A 17,862-nucleotide genomic window follows, 5' to 3' on the forward strand; every position below is an offset into this window, starting at 1 on the left:
TAGAGCCCCGCCGCGTTGTGCGGCGAGGCTCGAGGCTGCTCAAATCCGGATCACTCGGACTTCGCCTTGCGCGCTTCGATGATCGAGAGATACGCATCGTGCGTGATCGGATCGAAGCCCAGGCTTTCGCCGGCGGAGATGTTGTAGGTGCAGTCCGGGTCGGCGTCGTAGAGGCCGTCCACGAGCTCGGTCATGGTGGTCTTCACGTCCTGCGGGAGCGCGGTGCGCAAAACGATCGGGCCTTCGGGGATCGGCTTGGAGCGCCAGATCTCCACCAGGTCGTTCATGTCGACGAGGCCCGCGTCCACGGCCTTGCGCAGCGCGCCGGAGTTGTAGCCGTCTTCCCAGGCGCCCTGCCCGTCGGCCCAGGTCACGCCGCCGTCGATGTCGCCGTTGTTGACCGCGACGATGGTCTGCTCGTGACCGCCGGTGAAGCGCACGTCGGCGAAATAGTCGCCCGGCTCCATCGTGATCGCCTCGCCTTCCTGCGGGATCTCGATCGAGGGGATCAGGTAGCCCGAGGTGGAGTTCGGATCGCCGAAGCCAAAGACCTTGCCTTCCATGTCGGCCAGGGACGTGACGCCCGAGTCCTTCCGGGCGAAGCCGATCGAATGGTAACCGTAGGAGCCGTCGAGGTTGATCTTGACCAGCACCGGCTCGACCGCCTCGGGGTCCTGCAGGTAGGTCGCGGCATAGCCCGAGGCACCGAGCCAGGCCATGTCGATGGTGCCGCCCAGCAGGCCCTGGATCACGCCGGCGTAGTCGGCCGGGGCGAAAAGCTTGACCGGAACGCCGAGCGCGTCCTCGGCGTAGCTCTTCAGGCATTCGTGGTTGGCCAGGCGGTCCTGAGCGTTCTCACCGCCCAGGATACCGATGTTGAACTCCTCGATGCCCATGCCGTGGCTTTCGGCGAACGCGGTGCCGGTAAGAGCCGTGGTCGTGAGCGCGGCTGCGATCAGTTTCTTCATCTTTCTCTCCAGTTGGTTGCGCCCGCGGGTGTTCGGTGTGGTGCGGGCAGATGAAATCTTGTGTCGGTGTCTCAGACGGTGACCTTCGCAAGCAGGCGCTCGGCCTCCTCGAGCTGTTCGTGGTCGTCGCGGATCTCGGTCGAGGTCGCCCCTTCGGAGAAGTCGTCGCCCGCCCCGTAGATGTCGCGTGCGACCCCGGTCGTGAGCTGCCCGGGCGTGCCGTCGAAAACCACCCGCCCGTCGCGCATGCCGATGATGCGGTCGCAGTAGCGGCGCGCGGTATCGAGCGTGTGGAGGTTGGCGATCACCATGCGCCCGTCTTCCTCGTGGATGCGGCGCAGCGCCTCCATCACGGTCTGGGCGTTCATCGGGTCGAGCGAGGCGATGGGCTCATCGGCCAGGATGATCTTGGGGTCCTGCATCAGCGCGCGGGCGATCGCCACGCGCTGCTGCTGGCCGCCCGAGAGCGCCTCGGCGCGCTTGGCGGCGTGCTCCGCGATCCCGAGGCGTTCGAGAATGTCGATGGCGCGATGAATGTCGTCCCGCGGGAACAGGTTGAAAAGCGTGGCGACGGTCGAGCGTCGTCCCAGCGTGCCGTGAAGCACGTTCGACACGACGTCCATGCGCGGCACCAGATTGAACTGCTGAAAGATCATCGCGCAGTCCGACTGCCACGCCCGCCGCTCGTGCCCCTTGAGGTCGAGCACGTTGCGCCCGTTGAACTCCAACACCCCCGAGGTCGCGTCGGTCAGGCGGTTCATCATGCGCAGGAACGTCGACTTGCCCGCCCCCGAACGCCCGATGATTCCGATCATCATGGGCTGGTCGACGGTAAAGGTGGCGTCGTCCACGGCCACGTTCTGACCGAAGGTCTTGGTCAGGTTATTGACGGCAAGCATGTAAGTCCCCCGAGTTGACTGGGGGTCTTAAACGTCGAGTCCTTTACCGCTATTTGACAGTTTCATAATAGTTTTGTGACAGGCTTTTCGACGACTGGGTCACGCTTTGACCACGGGCCGCAGGCTCACCTCGGTAAGCCGCGCGCCCTGCCACCCATGTGCCCAGGATGGACGGAGCATGCCCATCCGGCCAGTCGACCAGCACCAAGTCCGCCCGTTTCCCAACGGAAATCTCGCCCCGGTCGGACAGGTTCATGGTCCGCGCGGGACCGTCCGACACCAGGGACCAAAGCGTTAGGCGATCCGCCCGGCGTTCGTGGTCCAGACGCGCAACGGCGGCGAGCATCGCCGGATAGAAATAGTCCGAGGCCAGCGCATCGCAGAGCCCCGCTTCGACCATATCCCCTGCCGACAGGCTTCCGATATGGCTCCCGCCACGGGCCGCATTGGGCGCGCCGAAAATGATGGTGTCGCCCGCGTCGCGCGCTGCCTGCGCAGCTTCGAGAACCATGGGAAACTCGGCGACGCTCGCACCTTGGTCGCGAAACCATGCGCGGGTTTCGGCACGGGTGTCATCATGGCTGAGCATCGGCGCGCCCACGCTGCGTCCCATCTCGGCGACTTTTGCGATCATCGCAGGCACCTCGCCGCGCCGATCCCAGACCTTGCCCAAAAGCGCGAGGTAATCGTCATCCGACAGGCCTGCCCGTTTCGCGTTCTTGGCCGTGCGTTGACGCAGCCGTTCGTCATCGAGCGAGGCGGTGGCGAAATCCGGGGACAGTTCGAAGCCGCGATCCTGCACCGACGTATCCATCGCGCGCATCGCCATCGATGTGTGATCGTTGAAGGCGATCGACGGCAACAGCGGCCCGCCCAGCGCCCAGTCGATCACGTCGAGCGCCTCGAAGGCGAAGGTCTCCCACCGCAGTTGCACCCGGTTCTCGACCGTCAATCGCGGCGCCAGATCGCGCATCGCCTGCATCAGGCCGCGACCCCGGTTCACATCGCGCAACCCCGGCTCCCACCCCAGCGTGATCGCGTGATAGGCGGTGGCGATACCGGTCGAGGCAAGCTGGCGATCCGTGTCGATGACAGCCGCCTCCACCGGGAAGTAGACATCCGGGCGCGGCATGAGTTGCCGCTCGAAAGCATCGCCATGCACGTCGATCAACGCCGGGGCGAGGATCAGGCCACGCGCGTCGATCACCTCACCCTGCGCCGGTCCGCCGATCTCGACGATCCGGCCATCGGACATGGTCACATTGGTCTCGGCGACCTCGCCCGGAAGATAGGCGGTTGCGCCCACGAAGGTGGTGATCATAGCAGTCGTTCCGCTTTCATATGCCAATGGTAAGAGCCTTCGCTCTCGTGCTCGCGGTCTTCCAGCCAGAGGACCTCGAACCCCGAAAACATCGCGAGCAGTTCCGGGGCGTTGCAGAAATAATGCGGGTGGTTCTTGTCGCTGCCCGCGGGCGCTTCGAACACCCACGTGTTGCGGCTGATCTCGCGCCCCAAAGCCTTCTTCCGTTCATGCGAAAGACGGCGTTTGGACAGCATGGTGCCAAGGAACGTGCCCCCGGGGGCCAACACGCGGCGGATTTCTCCGACAGTGCGCAACAAGACATCTTCGTCGCCGTGATAGATCACATTCCACGACAGCACATGGTCGAAGGTTCGATCTGCGAACGGTAGCGCATGCATGCGCGCCAGAACGGTTTCGACGCCGCCCGCGCGGTCGATCTCCGCCAGGCCGGCAGAGGCGGCATCAAGTGCAACGACCTCGAACCCTCGACCCGCGAGCCAAAGCGCGTGACGCCCGACACCCGCTCCGAGATCGAGAATACGCGCCCCCGGTTTCAGGGTTTCGGCCCAGGCCATCACGTCCGCTTCAGGGGTGAGCCATTTGCTCCCCGCATCGACGGTGGCCCATTCTTCGTTCCAATGCACATCGGCAGTATCGGTCTTCAACGCTGCTCTCCAATGATTTTCGTGCGGGCCCAACCCGAAAGTTGTTCGATGCCGATCACGACGACGGCGATCATCAAGATGACGGTCATCGCGGTCGGGTAATCGAAAAGGTCGAACCCGACCTTGAGCTCGATCCCGATCCCGCCCGCGCCGACGAGGCCCAGAATGGTCGACGAGCGAACGGCCTTTTCCAGCGCGTAAAGCGAGGTCGAGACGAAGGACGGCATCGCGCCGGGGATCGTGGCGCAGGCGACGACGTCCAATCGCCCCGCCCCTGTCGCGGCGAGGCTCTCAGCCGGTCCCTTGTCGGCGGCCTCCATGTCGTCGGCGAAGAACCGTCCACAGAACCCAAGCGTATCCATGACAATGGCGAGCATCCCGGCAAAAGGCCCAAGCCCCACCGCGACCACGAAAACCAGCGCCCAGGCGATGTCCGGGACAGCGCGGATGAAGCCGAGGACCACGCGCAGTGACTGGTTGACCCAAGGCCCTGCGATCAACCCACGTGCGGCGAAGACCGCGATGGGCAACGACAAGATCACGCCGATGACCGCGCCAGCGACAGCGATCTGCATGGTCTCGAGCATTTTCCAGCCCAACCGAGCCAGCACGCCCGGTTCCAGGTTCGGCGGAAAGGCTCGAGCTGCGAAATCGGCAAAACGTGGCGGCGAGCTGACGACTTTGTCGATGGAGAACCCAGCTCCGCCAAGGCACCAAAGGATCAGGACCAAAGCCCCGGCATAGGCAAGGAAACTCACCGCCGAGGGGCGCTCGATCCGGTTCGGGAGTGTCGTGTCAGTCATAAAGCCCTCTCAGGTCCGAGGCCGTGAGGCTGACGGCGGTCGCGTCCAGCATCTTGCGGCCTTCGGCGAGGCCCAGAACGCGGTCGCCATAGGACAGCGCGTGATCGATGTTGTGTGAGGTGAAGACGACGGTGACGCCGTTTTCGCGGGCAAGCGACATGAACAGGTCCATCACGTCCTTCCCAGCCTGCGGGTCGAGCGAGGCGGTAGGCTCGTCCGCGAACAGGATTTCCGGCGCGCCAACGATGGCGCGCGCGATGGCGACACGTTGCGATTGACCGCCCGAAAGCCGGTCCGCGCGACGCAGTGCCAGGTGCACGAGGCCGACCTTATCCAAGGCCTCCATCGCGGCGCGGCGAGAGGCTTCGGGAGCAAAGCCATGCGCCCAATGGCGCGGCCCGCCCGTGCGTCCGAGCATCCCGTGCAGCACGTTCGACAGCACCGACAGACGTGGGACGAGATTGTGTTTTTGCGAGACAAGCCCGATACGCGCCCGAAGCGCCCTGAGGTCGGATTTGCGCACCCCGGTCGCAGGTTCACCCAAGAGACGAACCCCACCTGCGGTGGCCGGGATCAACCCCATGACACAGCGCAGAAGGGTGGATTTTCCGACACCGTTCGCGCCGACCAGAGCGGTCGAGGACCCACGCACCAGCCGGAAACTCACGTCCGAGAAAATGGGTGTGTCGCCAAAGGATTTCGAAACCGACTGCGCCTCGATATCCACGACCGGGACCGAGGCGAATTCCGTCCCGGTGGGTTCCGGCCGCACATGACGCGCGACCGGAGCTTTTTCCCTGAGATCACTCACCGATGAAATCATCGAACTGCGGGTAGCCTGCGTTCGAATACATCGAGCGCACGTAGTCGTAGGCGCTGTCATTGATCGAGACGAGGTCCATGCCGACGTATTTGTCGTTCTCCTCATGCGCGGTGATGCCCGCGATGATGGCGTCCTTGTTCTCGAGAATAGCGTTGCCGACCTTCTCGGCCGCCTCGGTCGGAACGTGGGCACCCACCATGATCATGTCGTTGGGCAGGTCGCCCGAGCGTGCGATCATCTTGAAGAACCCGTAGGGCACGCCCTCTTCCTTCGCACGAATGCTCATGAAGGATCCGGCGTTCATGCCGATCGCGTCCACGTCCCCGTTTTTCAGCGCTTCGAACGAAATGTTCTTGGCGGTGTGGGTCTTGTTGATGTCGTTCACCGGGTCGACGCCGTGATCGGCCAGCGCCTGCATCGGGCAAAGCATGTTGGAGGTTGAACCGATGTCACCGAAGGCCACGGACTTGCCCTTGAGATCTGCCGGCACGTTGATGCCGCTATCGGCGCGCACGATGATGGCACAGTGGTAATCCGGACGCCCCAGACCAATCAGCGGGGTGGCATTGGTCAGCTTGTTGATCACGACGTATTCGGCGGGGCCGGTGACGACGAAATCGACCGTTTCCCCGCGCAAGGCTTCGGCGGCGGCGGTGCGCGAATTCACCGGGAAGAACTCGAAGGTCTCGCCGGTCGCCTCTTCGAGTGCGGCTTTGAACGGACCCCATTCGGTTTGCAGACGCTCCATGCCCTCGACGTCGGTGACGGCAAGGTTCCAGGTTTCAGCGGTCGCGCCGAGGGCCGACGCGGTGGCAAGTCCGAGGCCAAGGATCAGGGATTTGAGTTGCATGATGTGCTCCAGAATGTGTTTCGGGGGAGTGTTTTTCGGTTCGGTAAAACTTCTGCGACGCCTGAATGAACCATCTGTGACAATTGCGCCGGACGCGGTCGCGACACATCGCGACGCGGAGAAATCCTGATCGACCGGGTGCGCTCAACGGGAACGATTGGCCGGCGTCCACGGCCTCGTGCAGGTGGACGACGACGGCTGCCCCATCGACCAGAACCATGTCGTAGGCCCGGGCATCGAAGGATCCGCGTCTCGTCTCAGGTCCCAAAGTCAGATCCAGCGCGACCTGATGGTTCCGCGAGAAGGGTTGAGCCACTCCCCATCTCTTGGACAGAATCCGGCGTAATTTGAGCTACTCGCTGCACCTGCTGATCGGGTTGGTTGAGATCGTTTCCCGGCCAATAGACCTGCGCTGGAGGCTTGCCACCAAGGGCTGAATACGGGCGCTGGTGGTTGACGACGCCGCGCTCACACCGTGGAACAGCGCCGAGCGTCGCATGTCGACATTCACGCCGGAAAAATCCTTAATCGTCCACACCTGCGGAGGGCTCGAAAGCCGACCGCCTCCGCTTCGATCAAAGCGCGGACCTGGTTACCATTTACGCAAGGAGACTACTCCGGGCGATAACCCTCCCGCTGGAGCTCGGCTTCGATTAGCGACCGGGTTACTTTCTGCGGGCGGGGGGCCATGTCGGCGTTGGGAAAGCTACAAGCTCAGCGTATAAGGTCCGGATCCTAGGCTCAGGGCCGTTTCCGTAGGCGGGGCGCCCGCGGATCTTTCCTACGGAAAGCCCCATCAGGAATGACGGTTCCTCATCGTGAACTTTTCCTGGGTGACGGAAGCCGAAGCTCCGTCACCCATAAATTCTCTTCTGGGCACCATTCGTCCTTTCCCATGACATGAATGGTCCGTGACGCTGGCAGGAGGCCGGTCCGGCGCGCTGCCGCTTTTCCTTGTATCCCGGTGAAACGGTTACTCTGCAGCAAGACCCGGGTCCGCCCCCGATGACACGCCGAGGCGTTCGAGCACCTGGTCGTGCAAGTCCCGCTCCGACTGCATCGTGTAGCTGGCGCGCACCTTCTGGAGCACGCGATCATCCGCCCGCAACCCGGTCACGTCCGGATGTTCGGGTCGATCCGCCCGCCCCTCCACATGCGTCTTTTCCTGGAACCGCGCGAGGTTCGCGCGGGCCGTGTCCAGCGGCGTGAAGGCATCGCGACCAACCAGGCGGCCGGCGGTGCTCAGCCCCGCCGTGATCGAGCCCGCCATCTCCTCCAACATCGAGGTCGCCGACGTCGCGACCGAATCATCCCGGGCTTCCGCGAGCACCGTGAACAGGACAGCGTTCAGCTCCTGGAGCTGGGCCAGGTGGACGATCTCCGCGCTGGCGCGACCGATCGCAGCCGTGCATTCGCGCAACTGGTGCGAAACCTCCACCATCGCGCGCCCCTGTTCGCCGATCTTGCTGGACACCAGCGTGGCGTTAACCCCGAGATGGAACATCTGGTCGTCGAATTCCGCGATCCGTTGGGCCGACACCGCGCTTTGCACGTAAGAGTCGGTCAGCGTTTCCATCTCGGGCGCGATGGCAATGCGTATGTCGCGCAAGCGGTCGAACCCCGCAGCCATCGCGCGTACGAAGTCCGCGACCGCGTCGAGCGATGTCGTGAACTGCAGGTCGGACAGGCGCGCCACCTCGTCCCGGGCCGTCGCGGTGATCGACGCAATGGCCGCGAACCGCGGCAATACGTCGTCGACGGCCGAGCGCAATTCGTCCACGGTCGCGTCGAACTGGGCCGCCGCGATGGCATGCAGCGCGTCGCGCAGGCCGGGCGGCGCGTCCTCCGCCAGGGCCAGCATCGCGTCCACGTGTTCAAGCCGCTGGCGTGAGGCGTCGCCGCATTGAAGCGAGGAGACCGAAGCGCTCAGCGCCTCGGACAGCTGCGCACTGGCCGCGCGGATGCGCACCACCGCTTTCTCGAAAGCATCGTGGTGTCCAAAGCTGCCCAGCACATCCGGAAGCTCCGCGCGCATCGCCTTCAGATCCCGCGCGCAAGCGGACAGCACGCCGATCCGCTCCGCCACGGTTTCAAGCTGCGCGTCCGCGCGCATCAGATCGTCGCCCACTGCCGTCGCCGCCTGCGACGCGCTGCTGATGATCGGGATCACCTGTTCAGCGAAACTGGCCAGCGAGCCGTGATTCAACTCGATACTTTTCGACACGACCTGCGCGTTGGTCGCGATCATCGACACCAGCCGCATGTTGCGCCGCTGCTGGTGCAACAGATCCCGGATCTTCGCCGCATTGAGGTGAAGCTTGCCGGACACCCCTTCCAGGAAGGTGTATTGCCCGTCGATGTCATCGAGGTACCCGCCAGCGTCCCGAAGGGACCGGGTCAGCAGGGTCCGGCTCTCTTCAGCCGCGGCCCTCTCGATCTGCTCGAGCGCCCGGGCCATCTGGCGCAGTTCCGCCAGACGGTCGAAGACCGACATCGAGGCGCCTTCGAACACGGTCTCGATCGCTCGCGCGATATCGGTCGCGTCGCGGCGCAGCTTGCGGATGGCGACACTTGCCTCGCTCATGCCGGGGCGCTCCGGGCGGCGAAGGCGGAAATCTCGGCGGGGATGGCCGACAACGGTTTCTCGCGGGACGCGGCGCCAAGGCGCCGCGCCTCGCCGGGCATGCCCCAGACGACCGAGGTCTTTTCGTCCTGGACCACCGTGTCCGCCCCGACATCACGCATTTCGAGCAAACCCCGCGCCCCGTCGTCGCCCATTCCCGTCAGCAGAACGCCCAGCGCGCCGGGGCCCGCCGCGATGGCCGTGGAACGGAACAACACGTCGACCGAGGGACGATGGCGCGCCACGTACGGCCCGTTCTGGATTTCCACACGGTACCCCTGCCCCTGGCGGCGCAGGAGGAGGTGGTGATCCCCCGGCGCGATCAGCACGGTGCCCGCAAGCGCCTTGTCCCCGTTGGCCGCTTCGCGCACCGCGACCTGGCACAGGCCGTCGAGGCGCTTGGCGAAGGCCGCCGTGAACTTTTCCGGCATGTGCTGGACGATGACGACAGGGGGTGTCACGCGCGACAGCTTCGGGAGCACCTCCGACAGCGCCTCGGTCCCGCCGGTCGACGCCCCGATCGCGACGATCGGTGGCAGGCCGTTCGGAAAGGGGGCCTGCGGTCGGGGCGGCGGCAGAATGGCATCCGCCGTCAGCTTCGGGCCCGGGCTGAACGGTGCCGGTTTCGGCAGGGGTTTCTTGCGCGCGGGGTTGCCCAATCCGCGGCCGCGTCCCGCCTGCGCCGCGGCCCGCACGGCGTCCGACAACCGGATCTGCGCCTCCTGGCGGGCGGCGGCGGATCCCAGTTTCGGCTTGCCGATCACCTCGCACGCTCCGATCTCCAACGCGCGCATGGCCGCTTTCGACCCGTTTTCCGTGTGGCTCGAACAGATCACCACGGGCATGGGATGCTGCTTCATGATCTTGGCGAGAAACGTCAGCCCGTCCATGCGCGGCAGTTCCAGGTCGAGCAGGATCACGTCGGGCAACCCGCCGCTCAGTTTTCCGGCGGCCTCGAATGGATCGGCCGCCAATGCCGCGATGCGGATACCCGGATCCTCGGCCAAGAGATCCGACAGCGCGCGTCGCGCGGCCGCGCTGTCATCGACGATCATCACGTTGATCTTCCCGCTCATGCTTGCCCTCCGATGTTGCGAAAAACGCCCGGTGCAATCTGCTCCAATACCGGCACGTCGACGATCATCGATTCGGAATGCCCGACGATGAGGTAGCCGCCTTTGCGAAGATGCGTCGCCATCGCCCGGATCACCGCGTGCTGCATGGCCGGCTCGAAATAGATCAGGACGTTGCGCAGAAAGATCAGATCCAGCCCGCGCGGCATGCCGTATGGCGTCTCTTTCAGGTTCAGGCGGGAAAAGCGCACGCGCGCGCGCAGTTCGGGCGCGATCCGCCCCTTCTCCGATGCCCCGCCGCGACCGGGCATCACGAAGGCCTTGCGATAGTCCGACGGCACCGGCGCAAGCTCTGAGGCAGAGTAAACGGCGGTCTCCGCGATCGCCAGAACCCGGGTCGAAAGGTCCGTACCCACGATGGCCCAATCGAGCCGGGGATCCGCCTGCGCGGCCTGTGCGAGGATCATCGCGGCCGACCAGGCTTCGGCGCCCGTGGAGGCGGCCGCGCTCCAGACCCGGTAGGGTACCGGCTGCCCGGGGCGACCCCGCGACAATGCCTCCGGGATCAGCCGCTCTCGCATGATCCGGAAGTGAGCCTCTTCGCGGAAGAAATCCGTCTTGTTGGTGGTCATCAGGTCGATGATGGCCGGTAACTCTTCGGCCAGGCAGGCCGGGGTGCTGAACAGCCGCTCGAGGTAGGACTCAAGATCGGGCACGCCCAGCGCCACCAGACGCTTCCGGAGTCGCGACTCGACCATGAGGTTCTTCGATGGGGGCAACTTGATCCCGGTCTCGTCGTGGACGAGCGCCCGGAATTGCTCGAACCGCTGCCGCCGTTTCGTTTCCGCCATTGCTGCCATGACTATTGCACGCCCCCCTCGTTCACGAGGTCGCGAAGATCGCCGTCGAACAGCCCGTCCACATCCAGCATCGTCACGAACCTTTCTTCACGACGGCCGATGCCCGCCACCATGCGTTCGTGCCAACGCAGAAGCTCGGCTTCGGCGAGCGGTTCACTTCCCGCGTCGTCCAGTTGCGTCACTTCCGTCACCTGGTCGACCCGGAGCCCGACATGCTGCGCGCCCGCTCCGCGGCCGACGAGCCGGAGGACGATGATCCGCGTGCGATCCGTATCGTCCGCATCCGGTTGTCCCAGCAGCCGGCGCAGGTCGACCACCGGGACTGAAGCACCGCGCCGGTCGATCAGTCCGAGCAGATGCGCCGGGGCCCGCGGCAGGGGAGAAATGTCGCGCGCATCCAGGATTTCGACCACCGGGGCGACCGGAAGCGCAAAATCCGCCTTCCCGATCCCGAAGGTCACGACCGTATCGGCACTTGTCATATCCCCATCCTTCCATTGGTCGTGAAGCCGTGTCGCCTGCTCATGCGGCTGCCCCGGCGGCTCGGACGAATTCGGCATCGAGATCGTCTTCGCTGACGCTCATGTCGAAATCGAATCCACCCGACTTCGTCGGCGCCTGGGGCCGCTTGCCCCGCGCAGGCTGGGTCTGGACCTGGAGCACCGGCGCGGGAACATCGCCTGCGGCGAGCCGGAAGTAGGACATCGCGCCGCGCAGGGTTTCGGCCTGCGCCGACAACTCCTCGGCGGTCGAGGACATCTGTTCAGCCGCTGCGGTGTTTTCCTGCGTGACCTTGTCGAGCTGCTGGATGGCCAGGTTCACCTGGTTCGCGCCGGTGGCGAGTTCCTGGCTCGCGCCACTGATCTGGCTCACCAGCGTCGCGGTCTTTTCGATGTCGGGGACCAGTCCCTCGAGCATCTGCCCGGCCTCTTCTGCCGCCTTCACGGTATCGGAGGACAGGCCGCTGATTTCACCTGCGGCTGTCTGGCTCCGCTCCGCGAGCTTGCGCACTTCCGACGCCACCACCGCGAACCCGCGGCCATGTTCCCCCGCCCGGGCCGCTTCGACCGCCGCATTGAGGGCCAGCAGATCGGTTTGGCGGGCGATCTCTTGCACCACAAGAATGCGCTCCGCGATCGTCTTCATCGCGCCGACGGCGTCCGCCACCGCGCGGCCACTGGCGCGGGCGTCTTCCGCGGACTTCTGAGCCATGCTTTCGGTTTCGCTGGCGTTGTCGGCGGTCTGCTTGATGTTGGCGGTCATCTCCTCCATCGAACTCGACGCTTCCTCGGTCGACGAGGCCTGCTCGGTCGCGCCCTGGCTCAGCTGTTCCGAGGTGGACGCCATTTCGCCGGCGCCCGAGGCCACGTTGGCGGAGCCGCTCGACACCTCCCCGACGATCCCGCGCAGTTTGGCCACCATGTCGTTCAGCGCGCGCACGAGGTCGGTGACTTCGTCGTTGCCGCGCAGGGCTGCTGTCTCAGTCAGATCGCCGGACGCCACCCGTTTCGCCAACGCGATAGAGCGGGAAAGGCCACGCGAGATCGTGAGGATGATCCAGGTCGCCGCGATCGCGCCGAGGGCCACCATCGCGAGTGTCAGCAGGATCGCGAGCTGACGGGACGCGGCATAGTTCTCACCCGCCCGGACAACCGCATTTGCAAGTCCATCGCGGTTCAGCGCGATCAGCGCGTCGAGATTATCTTCCATCGCGACCCAAAGGTCCTGACCCTGGCCACTGAGCAGTCGGAACGCGGCCATGGTATTGCCGTTGTTGGCCATCGAAAGCGCGCGGTTGTTGACGTCGATGAGGGAATCCCAGGCGGCGCGGCCTTCGGTCAGGAGAGCTTGTCCCTCTTGCGTGGACAGGTCGTTCAGGGCGGTGAAGGTCGTTTCGGCCCGGGCCCTGGCCTGATCCATCCGCGCGCGGATTTCGGATCTGAGTTGCGGATCCTCTGCCAGGATCAATTCACGCACGTCCCGCTGGATCCGGAGCTGGCCCGCCGTGAAGTTCTCGGCAAGCCGGACCTTCTCCGCCTCCACTTCAGTGATCTCGGTCAGGTTGCCGCTCATCCGACCCAGGGAATTCAGGCTGGAAATCATGCCGAAGGTTGCCAGCGCGATGAGGACCACGAAGGTGGCCGCGAGTTTGAGTTTGAGTGTCAGGCGCATCAATTTGCCTCCGGTTGGGTGGTTTGGGCCGCGCCGGACGCGGCGGGCATCGGGATGCGGCCGTTCTGGCCGGACAGGAATTCGGTGAAGATTGCTGAGAGGTCGGGGATCGTTACGAATTCCCCTTCGCAGCGGCCGACCGCCGCGACGTAGCGGGGCGGCCACCGGGTGCCGACGGGCGGGATTTCCTCGACCGCCTCGCGCGCGATCCGCGTGACGTCATGGACGCTGTCGGCAAAGATGCCGACGACCATATCCTGGTCGGCCAGTGGCAGTTCGAGCACCAGGATTCGCGGATCGTGTTGGTCCTCGTGACGCGGCATGCGCAGGGGGACGCGCAGGTCGGCGAGCGGCACGACCGCCCCGCGGACATTGAGCAGGCCCCCGACGAAATCGTCGGCGCCGGGGACGCGTGTAATGTCGGCCGGCTCGAGCACTTCGCGCAGTTGTGCGGCGGGGACCGCCAGCACCTCGTTGCTGAGACGGAAGGTGACGACATCGGTGTCCGCGATGCCATCCGTACGGATATCCAGCGTCATGCCGCCTCCTTTCCGCCGTCGGCCTCCGCGCGTCCGCGCGAGACGAGCTGCGGCACGTCGAGGATCAGGGCCACGGAACCGTCGCCGAGGATCGTAGCGCCGGAGAAGGTCTTGAACGCCGCATGAAGTGGCGAGAGTTGCTTGATGACGGTCAGGTTGGAGCCGATGATCCGATCGACCACGAGCCCGACGCGCCCGTCGCTGCTGGTGACGACCACCACCTTCTGGTGCGGGTCCGGCGTCCCGGCGCTGTGCAACAGGTGCCGCAAGCGCAGAAAGGGGACCAGGCTGTCGCGGATGTCGAGGAAGGCATTGCCGGCGTCGTCTTCGCGCAGGGCGGCAGGCAGTTCCACGATCTCGTCGACGGCGGCCAGCGGTATCACGAAGCGTTCGCCCGCGACCTCGATCAGCAGCCCATCGATGATGGCGAGGGTGAGGGGCAGGCGAAGCGTGACGGTCGTGCCGTGGCCCGGTTCGCTTTCGACCTCGATCGTGCCACGCAGCGCGTCGATGGTCTGACGCACAACGTCCATGCCGACGCCGCGCCCCGACAGTTCGGTGACGGTCTCTGCGGTGGAGAAGCCCGGCTCGAAAATCAGGCCCGGGATCGTTTCGTCCGAAACCTCGGCCCCCTCGGCAATCAGGCCACGCTCGACCGCGCGGGCCCGGATGGCGTGGCGGTCCAGCCCCTTGCCGTCATCGGAGAGCGAGATGAGCACCTCAGCCCCGGCATGGCGCGCCGTCAGCGTGATGCGCCCGGTCCCTGCCTTGCCCATCGCGCGGCGCGTTTCGGCCTCTTCGAGTCCGTGGTCGGCGGCATTGCGGATGATGTGCATCAAGGGATCGGTGAGGCGTTCGACGACGGTCTTGTCGAGTTCGGTTTCTTCGCCCTCGACCGCGAAGGTGATCGACTTCCCGGTCTTGGTGGTCAGGTCGTGGACCAGCCGCCGGAAACGGCCGGTGATCGCCCCTATGGGCGTCATGCGGATCGACATCGTCGTGTCGCGCATGGCGGTGGTCAGGCGCTGGATGTCCTCGGCGACGGCGACCAGGCCCGGATCCCCAGACCGCGCCGCGAGTTCGACAAGTCGGGCTTCCGCGATGACGAGTTCGCCGACACGATCCATCATGTCATCGAGCCGTTCGGCCGGTACGCGCATCAACGCCCCGGTTTTTTGCGCCGGCGTGGCGGCGGGCGTCGGGTCGCCCGGTGGCGCGGTCGGCGGTGTCTGCACAAGCGTCTTGGGCGCGGGTGCGGCGCCCGGCGCGGGATCCAGGGTGAGGCTCAGCCCATCCTCGTGGAACAGGAAAGCCCCCCGGATATCGTCTTCCGGCACATCCGCGGGGACATCCGCCGCCCAGCCCATGTAGAGCCGCGTCGGGTCGAGCGCGTCGAGGCGCGGGAGGTCGTCGAGCAGCGCGCGGATATTGGTCACGCCCATTGCGCGAAGTTCGTCGAGCACCAGTTCCGGGCGTCCCCCAAGCGTCAAGGTATCCGCAGGCAGGAAGAAGCGAAGCTGGCGGGCCGTGTCGTCTGTCCCGCTTTCACCGGCCAGATGGTCCGCCAGGCGTTGCAGGATCGGCTGGCCGCCGGCGGGGTTACCCCCGTCGAGAAGCGCGGCCACGTGATCACGCGCGGCCAGGCTGATATTGACGAGTTCGGGGTCCACGCGTGCGTCGCCCGAGCGCACCTGTTCAAACGCGGTTTCGAAATCGTGCAGGAAACCGGCCACGTCGTCGCGGCCGAACATGGCGCCGGTGCCCTTGAGCGTGTGCAGGTCCCGGAACGCTGCATCGATGAGCTCGCGGTCATCGGGCGCGTCGCGCAGTTTGAGCAGGCAGGCCTCGAGGCTTTCGACCAGCCCTTCGGCCTCGGCCCGGAACAGGGCCAGCGATTCGTCATCCATCATGGGCCCACCACCTTTCCGACGACGCTGAGAAGCTTTTCCTGGTCGAAGGGCTTGGTCATCCATCCGATCGCACCGGCCGCACGGGCGCGGTCCTTGATCGAGCCTTCGCTTTCGGTGGACAGGAAGATGACCGGAACGCCCTGGTTCTGCGGCTTCGCGCGGAATGCCTGGCAAAACCCCAGCCCGTCGAGCCGTGGCATGTTCTGGTCGGTGATCACCGCCTGGAACGGCCGGCGCTCGGTGAATTCGAGCGCTTCTTGGCCGTCCTGGGCGGTTTCCACATCGTAGCCCGCGCTTTGCAGCGTGCTGGCGATCATGTGGCGTACGGAGGGCGAATCGTCGACGACGAGGATGGTGCGGCTCATGGCGCCGTCCCCCCGCCGTCGAGGGGTAGCACCGCATCCAGGCCGAGTTGCGCCCAGATCCGGAGCATCGCGGGGGCGTCGCGGACCTCGGCCGGGGGTTCGATGCCCGAACGCATGGCCGCGGCCAGGAGCTGCGCGCCCGCCGCATCGACCCCGTCCGGGTCCGGCCAATCCCGGTCACCGCCGAGCACCGCCCGCCTGAGCGCTTCCACGCCTCCGATACCGAAGGATGTTCCCGATTTCGTCTTCGACACTGCAATGACCTCCGCGTCGCCATCCTCGACAGATGCGCAAGGTCGTAGCGGCCGCGGACTAAGGGCCGGTTAATGTCTCAACTTTTTTGCGGGTGTTTTCGAGGCGGGAGGCCCCTTACTCGCGGTACTCCGAATGGCAGTCGCGGCAGGCCCCGCCGATGTCGCGCATGAGGGGGACGAGGTCGCCGGACGCCTCCACGGTCCCGGCGCGTTGCGCGGCCAGGGTTTCCAGCGCCACCGCCTTCTGTTCGAAGCTGTCGAATTCGTCCCAGATCGCAGGCAATGCCTCGGATTTCGGGTCGTCGGCCTCCGGTTCGAACAGCGCGGGCACGCGGGCGGCTTCGTCCCCGATGCGGGTGAGCGCGGCGTTCGCGGCGGCCGCATCGAAGGGCATCTCCCCTTTCGCCATCGAACCGATGACCTTCACGTGCTCGGCGATCGCGGACATGCCAGCCATGCGCGCCAGAACCCGTTCATCCTTGACCCCGCTGTGGGCAAAGGCAGCCGCGGCCACGAAGATCATCGGTCCGGCAATCCAGTATTTCATCCTGTCAGTCTCCTTGATGTTCCTGCCGGTGGAACGCGGTGACCGCGTTCCACGCTTGTTTCGACGGCCGACGGTCTCACTCGATCCCGTTGGCGCGTTGCAGTTCGCGGACATAGGCGACGATGGATTTCACGTCGCCTTGGGTCAGCCCGTCCTGCGGAGGCATGTTCCCGAACCGCCAATGGTGCGAGACGACGCCCCGCTGCACGGCCAGTTGGAACGCCATGTCGCCGTGGTGCGACGGCTCGTAGATCTTGTGGACGAGCGGGGGGCCGTAGCCCATCTTGCCGGCGGCGTTTTCGCCGTGGCAGTCGGCGCAGATCGCGGTGAAGGCGGTCTCACCGATCTTCGCCTGCGGCGAGAGCGTTTCGGGCACGGTGACACGCACCATGGGTTCGCCCTGCGCGGGGTCCGGTATCTTCGCGACATCGGCGGATTGATCTGAACGCGTGGCGAGGTAGGCGCCGCCAGCGATGACGATGGCCGCAATGGCCAGAATGACGAATTTCTTCATGGTCTCTCGATTTGTCTGAAAGCGCGGCACGGGGCGCGCGCAAGATGGCGTCGCGGCGCACCGCGACGGCTCGGCTCGCGCGTTCAGCCGCGCGGCGGCGGCAAATCGAGGGTAAGGGGCGTCGCCCGCGCGGACGTGGGCGGGTCGACGAAGCCGGCCGACGTGACATCGGCCGGTGCAACGATCAGGGGGCGCGAGTCGGTCAGTACGCTCACCGCGCACCCGCCGTGCTTGGCGCAGCTCGGCAACATGTCTGCCTGCGCGGTGCCGTCCGACCCGTCGACGCAGGCCGGGCAATCATGGGTGCCGGTCATCGCGGCCATGGGACCGGCATGGTCACCCGCGTCATGCGGCGCCGCGGCCGAAGCCACGAGGAACACGGCAGACAAGATGATCAGCACAAAGCGCAAGGGCCACTCCCGGATAACGGGGCGCGGTCACGGCCGAGCCCGATGCGCCGTATAATATCCCCTCCGGCACCGATCACAACCGAGCGGTCACCGGCCCGTGTGCCGTCTTTCGCCCAGTCCCACCCGCCGGGCGACGGGACCGGCGGGACATGGTCTGCACAGCAATTGACCATCGGGGCCACACAGGCGTTCGCAAGCGCAGCAATCGGAAAACCTGACCAACTGATTAATTTTACCAATTGATAAAAAAGTTCAGCCGTGCCAGCGTTCCCCAAAAGAAGAAG

19 protein-coding genes are annotated in these 17,862 nt (G+C 65.6%); all 19 read right to left on the reverse strand.

What is annotated here, in order from left to right; translation table 11 throughout:
* Positions 1–50: 50 nt before the first annotated feature.
* A complete protein-coding gene (gene phnD / locus GQE99_RS19280; protein WP_161353589.1) occupies positions 51–968 on the reverse strand; it encodes a phosphonate ABC transporter substrate-binding protein in 918 nt (305 codons plus the stop codon).
* 71 nt (positions 969–1,039) lie between these two features.
* Positions 1,040–1,867: a phosphonate ABC transporter ATP-binding protein gene (gene phnC, locus GQE99_RS19285; RefSeq protein WP_161353590.1), complete on the reverse strand. Its 828-nt coding sequence runs from the start codon at positions 1,865–1,867 to the stop codon at positions 1,040–1,042.
* A gap of 49 nt (positions 1,868–1,916) precedes the next feature.
* Positions 1,917–3,188, reverse strand: coding sequence for an alpha-D-ribose 1-methylphosphonate 5-triphosphate diphosphatase (locus GQE99_RS19290; RefSeq protein ID WP_161353591.1), 1,272 nt, complete (start codon positions 3,186–3,188; stop codon positions 1,917–1,919).
* Positions 3,185–3,835 (reverse strand): class I SAM-dependent methyltransferase, encoded by a 651-nt coding sequence (locus GQE99_RS19295; protein WP_161353592.1) that lies wholly within the window; start codon positions 3,833–3,835, stop codon positions 3,185–3,187. The genes GQE99_RS19290 and GQE99_RS19295 overlap by 4 nt, the downstream gene beginning before the upstream one ends.
* A complete protein-coding gene (gene phnE / locus GQE99_RS19300) occupies positions 3,832–4,638 on the reverse strand; it encodes a phosphonate ABC transporter, permease protein PhnE (protein ID WP_161353593.1) in 807 nt (268 codons plus the stop codon). The genes GQE99_RS19295 and phnE overlap by 4 nt, the downstream gene beginning before the upstream one ends.
* A complete protein-coding gene (locus tag GQE99_RS19305) occupies positions 4,631–5,521 on the reverse strand; it encodes a phosphonate ABC transporter ATP-binding protein (RefSeq protein ID WP_235917305.1) in 891 nt (296 codons plus the stop codon). Before GQE99_RS19305 ends, phnE begins: the two co-directional genes overlap by 8 nt.
* Complete coding sequence (phnD, locus tag GQE99_RS19310) at positions 5,442–6,311, reverse strand: phosphate/phosphite/phosphonate ABC transporter substrate-binding protein (RefSeq protein ID WP_161353594.1); 870 nt, start codon at positions 6,309–6,311, stop codon at positions 5,442–5,444. The genes GQE99_RS19305 and phnD (GQE99_RS19310) overlap by 80 nt, the downstream gene beginning before the upstream one ends.
* A gap of 973 nt (positions 6,312–7,284) precedes the next feature.
* Positions 7,285–8,895: a hypothetical protein gene (locus GQE99_RS19315; RefSeq protein WP_161353595.1), complete on the reverse strand. Its 1,611-nt coding sequence runs from the start codon at positions 8,893–8,895 to the stop codon at positions 7,285–7,287.
* The gene (locus GQE99_RS19320) at positions 8,892–10,010 is read right to left on the reverse strand and encodes a protein-glutamate methylesterase/protein-glutamine glutaminase (RefSeq protein ID WP_161353596.1); all 1,119 of its coding nucleotides are present in this window, start codon (positions 10,008–10,010) and stop codon (positions 8,892–8,894) included. Before GQE99_RS19320 ends, GQE99_RS19315 begins: the two co-directional genes overlap by 4 nt.
* Entirely contained in the window at positions 10,007–10,867 is an 861-nt protein-coding gene (locus GQE99_RS19325) for a CheR family methyltransferase (protein ID WP_161353597.1), read from the reverse strand. Before GQE99_RS19325 ends, GQE99_RS19320 begins: the two co-directional genes overlap by 4 nt.
* 2 nt (positions 10,868–10,869) lie before the next feature.
* Positions 10,870–11,349, reverse strand: coding sequence for a chemotaxis protein CheW (locus tag GQE99_RS19330; protein WP_161353598.1), 480 nt, complete (start codon positions 11,347–11,349; stop codon positions 10,870–10,872).
* 40 nt (positions 11,350–11,389) lie between these two features.
* Positions 11,390–13,039 carry a methyl-accepting chemotaxis protein gene (locus GQE99_RS19335; RefSeq protein WP_161353599.1) on the reverse strand — a complete coding sequence of 550 codons (1,650 nt, stop codon included), beginning with the start codon at positions 13,037–13,039 and terminating at the stop codon, positions 11,390–11,392.
* On the reverse strand, positions 13,039–13,578 hold the full coding sequence (locus GQE99_RS19340) for a chemotaxis protein CheW (protein WP_161353600.1): 540 nt from the start codon (positions 13,576–13,578) through the stop codon (positions 13,039–13,041). The genes GQE99_RS19335 and GQE99_RS19340 overlap by 1 nt, the downstream gene beginning before the upstream one ends.
* Positions 13,575–15,488 carry a chemotaxis protein CheA gene (locus tag GQE99_RS19345; protein WP_161353601.1) on the reverse strand — a complete coding sequence of 638 codons (1,914 nt, stop codon included), beginning with the start codon at positions 15,486–15,488 and terminating at the stop codon, positions 13,575–13,577. Before GQE99_RS19345 ends, GQE99_RS19340 begins: the two co-directional genes overlap by 4 nt.
* Complete coding sequence (locus tag GQE99_RS19350) at positions 15,485–15,853, reverse strand: response regulator (protein ID WP_161353602.1); 369 nt, start codon at positions 15,851–15,853, stop codon at positions 15,485–15,487. Before GQE99_RS19350 ends, GQE99_RS19345 begins: the two co-directional genes overlap by 4 nt.
* The gene (locus GQE99_RS19355; RefSeq protein WP_161353603.1) at positions 15,850–16,107 is read right to left on the reverse strand and encodes a hypothetical protein; all 258 of its coding nucleotides are present in this window, start codon (positions 16,105–16,107) and stop codon (positions 15,850–15,852) included. Before GQE99_RS19355 ends, GQE99_RS19350 begins: the two co-directional genes overlap by 4 nt.
* A gap of 115 nt (positions 16,108–16,222) precedes the next feature.
* Entirely contained in the window at positions 16,223–16,654 is a 432-nt protein-coding gene (locus GQE99_RS19360; protein WP_161353604.1) for a c-type cytochrome, read from the reverse strand.
* 76 nt (positions 16,655–16,730) lie between these two features.
* The gene (locus GQE99_RS19365) at positions 16,731–17,168 is read right to left on the reverse strand and encodes a c-type cytochrome (protein ID WP_161353605.1); all 438 of its coding nucleotides are present in this window, start codon (positions 17,166–17,168) and stop codon (positions 16,731–16,733) included.
* 83 nt (positions 17,169–17,251) lie between these two features.
* Positions 17,252–17,578, reverse strand: coding sequence for a hypothetical protein (locus GQE99_RS19370; protein ID WP_161353606.1), 327 nt, complete (start codon positions 17,576–17,578; stop codon positions 17,252–17,254).
* Between the last annotated feature and the right edge of the window lie 284 nt (positions 17,579–17,862).

Origin of the sequence: Maritimibacter harenae (assembly GCF_009882975.1) — a bacterium.
GTDB lineage: Bacteria > Pseudomonadota > Alphaproteobacteria > Rhodobacterales > Rhodobacteraceae > Maritimibacter > Maritimibacter harenae.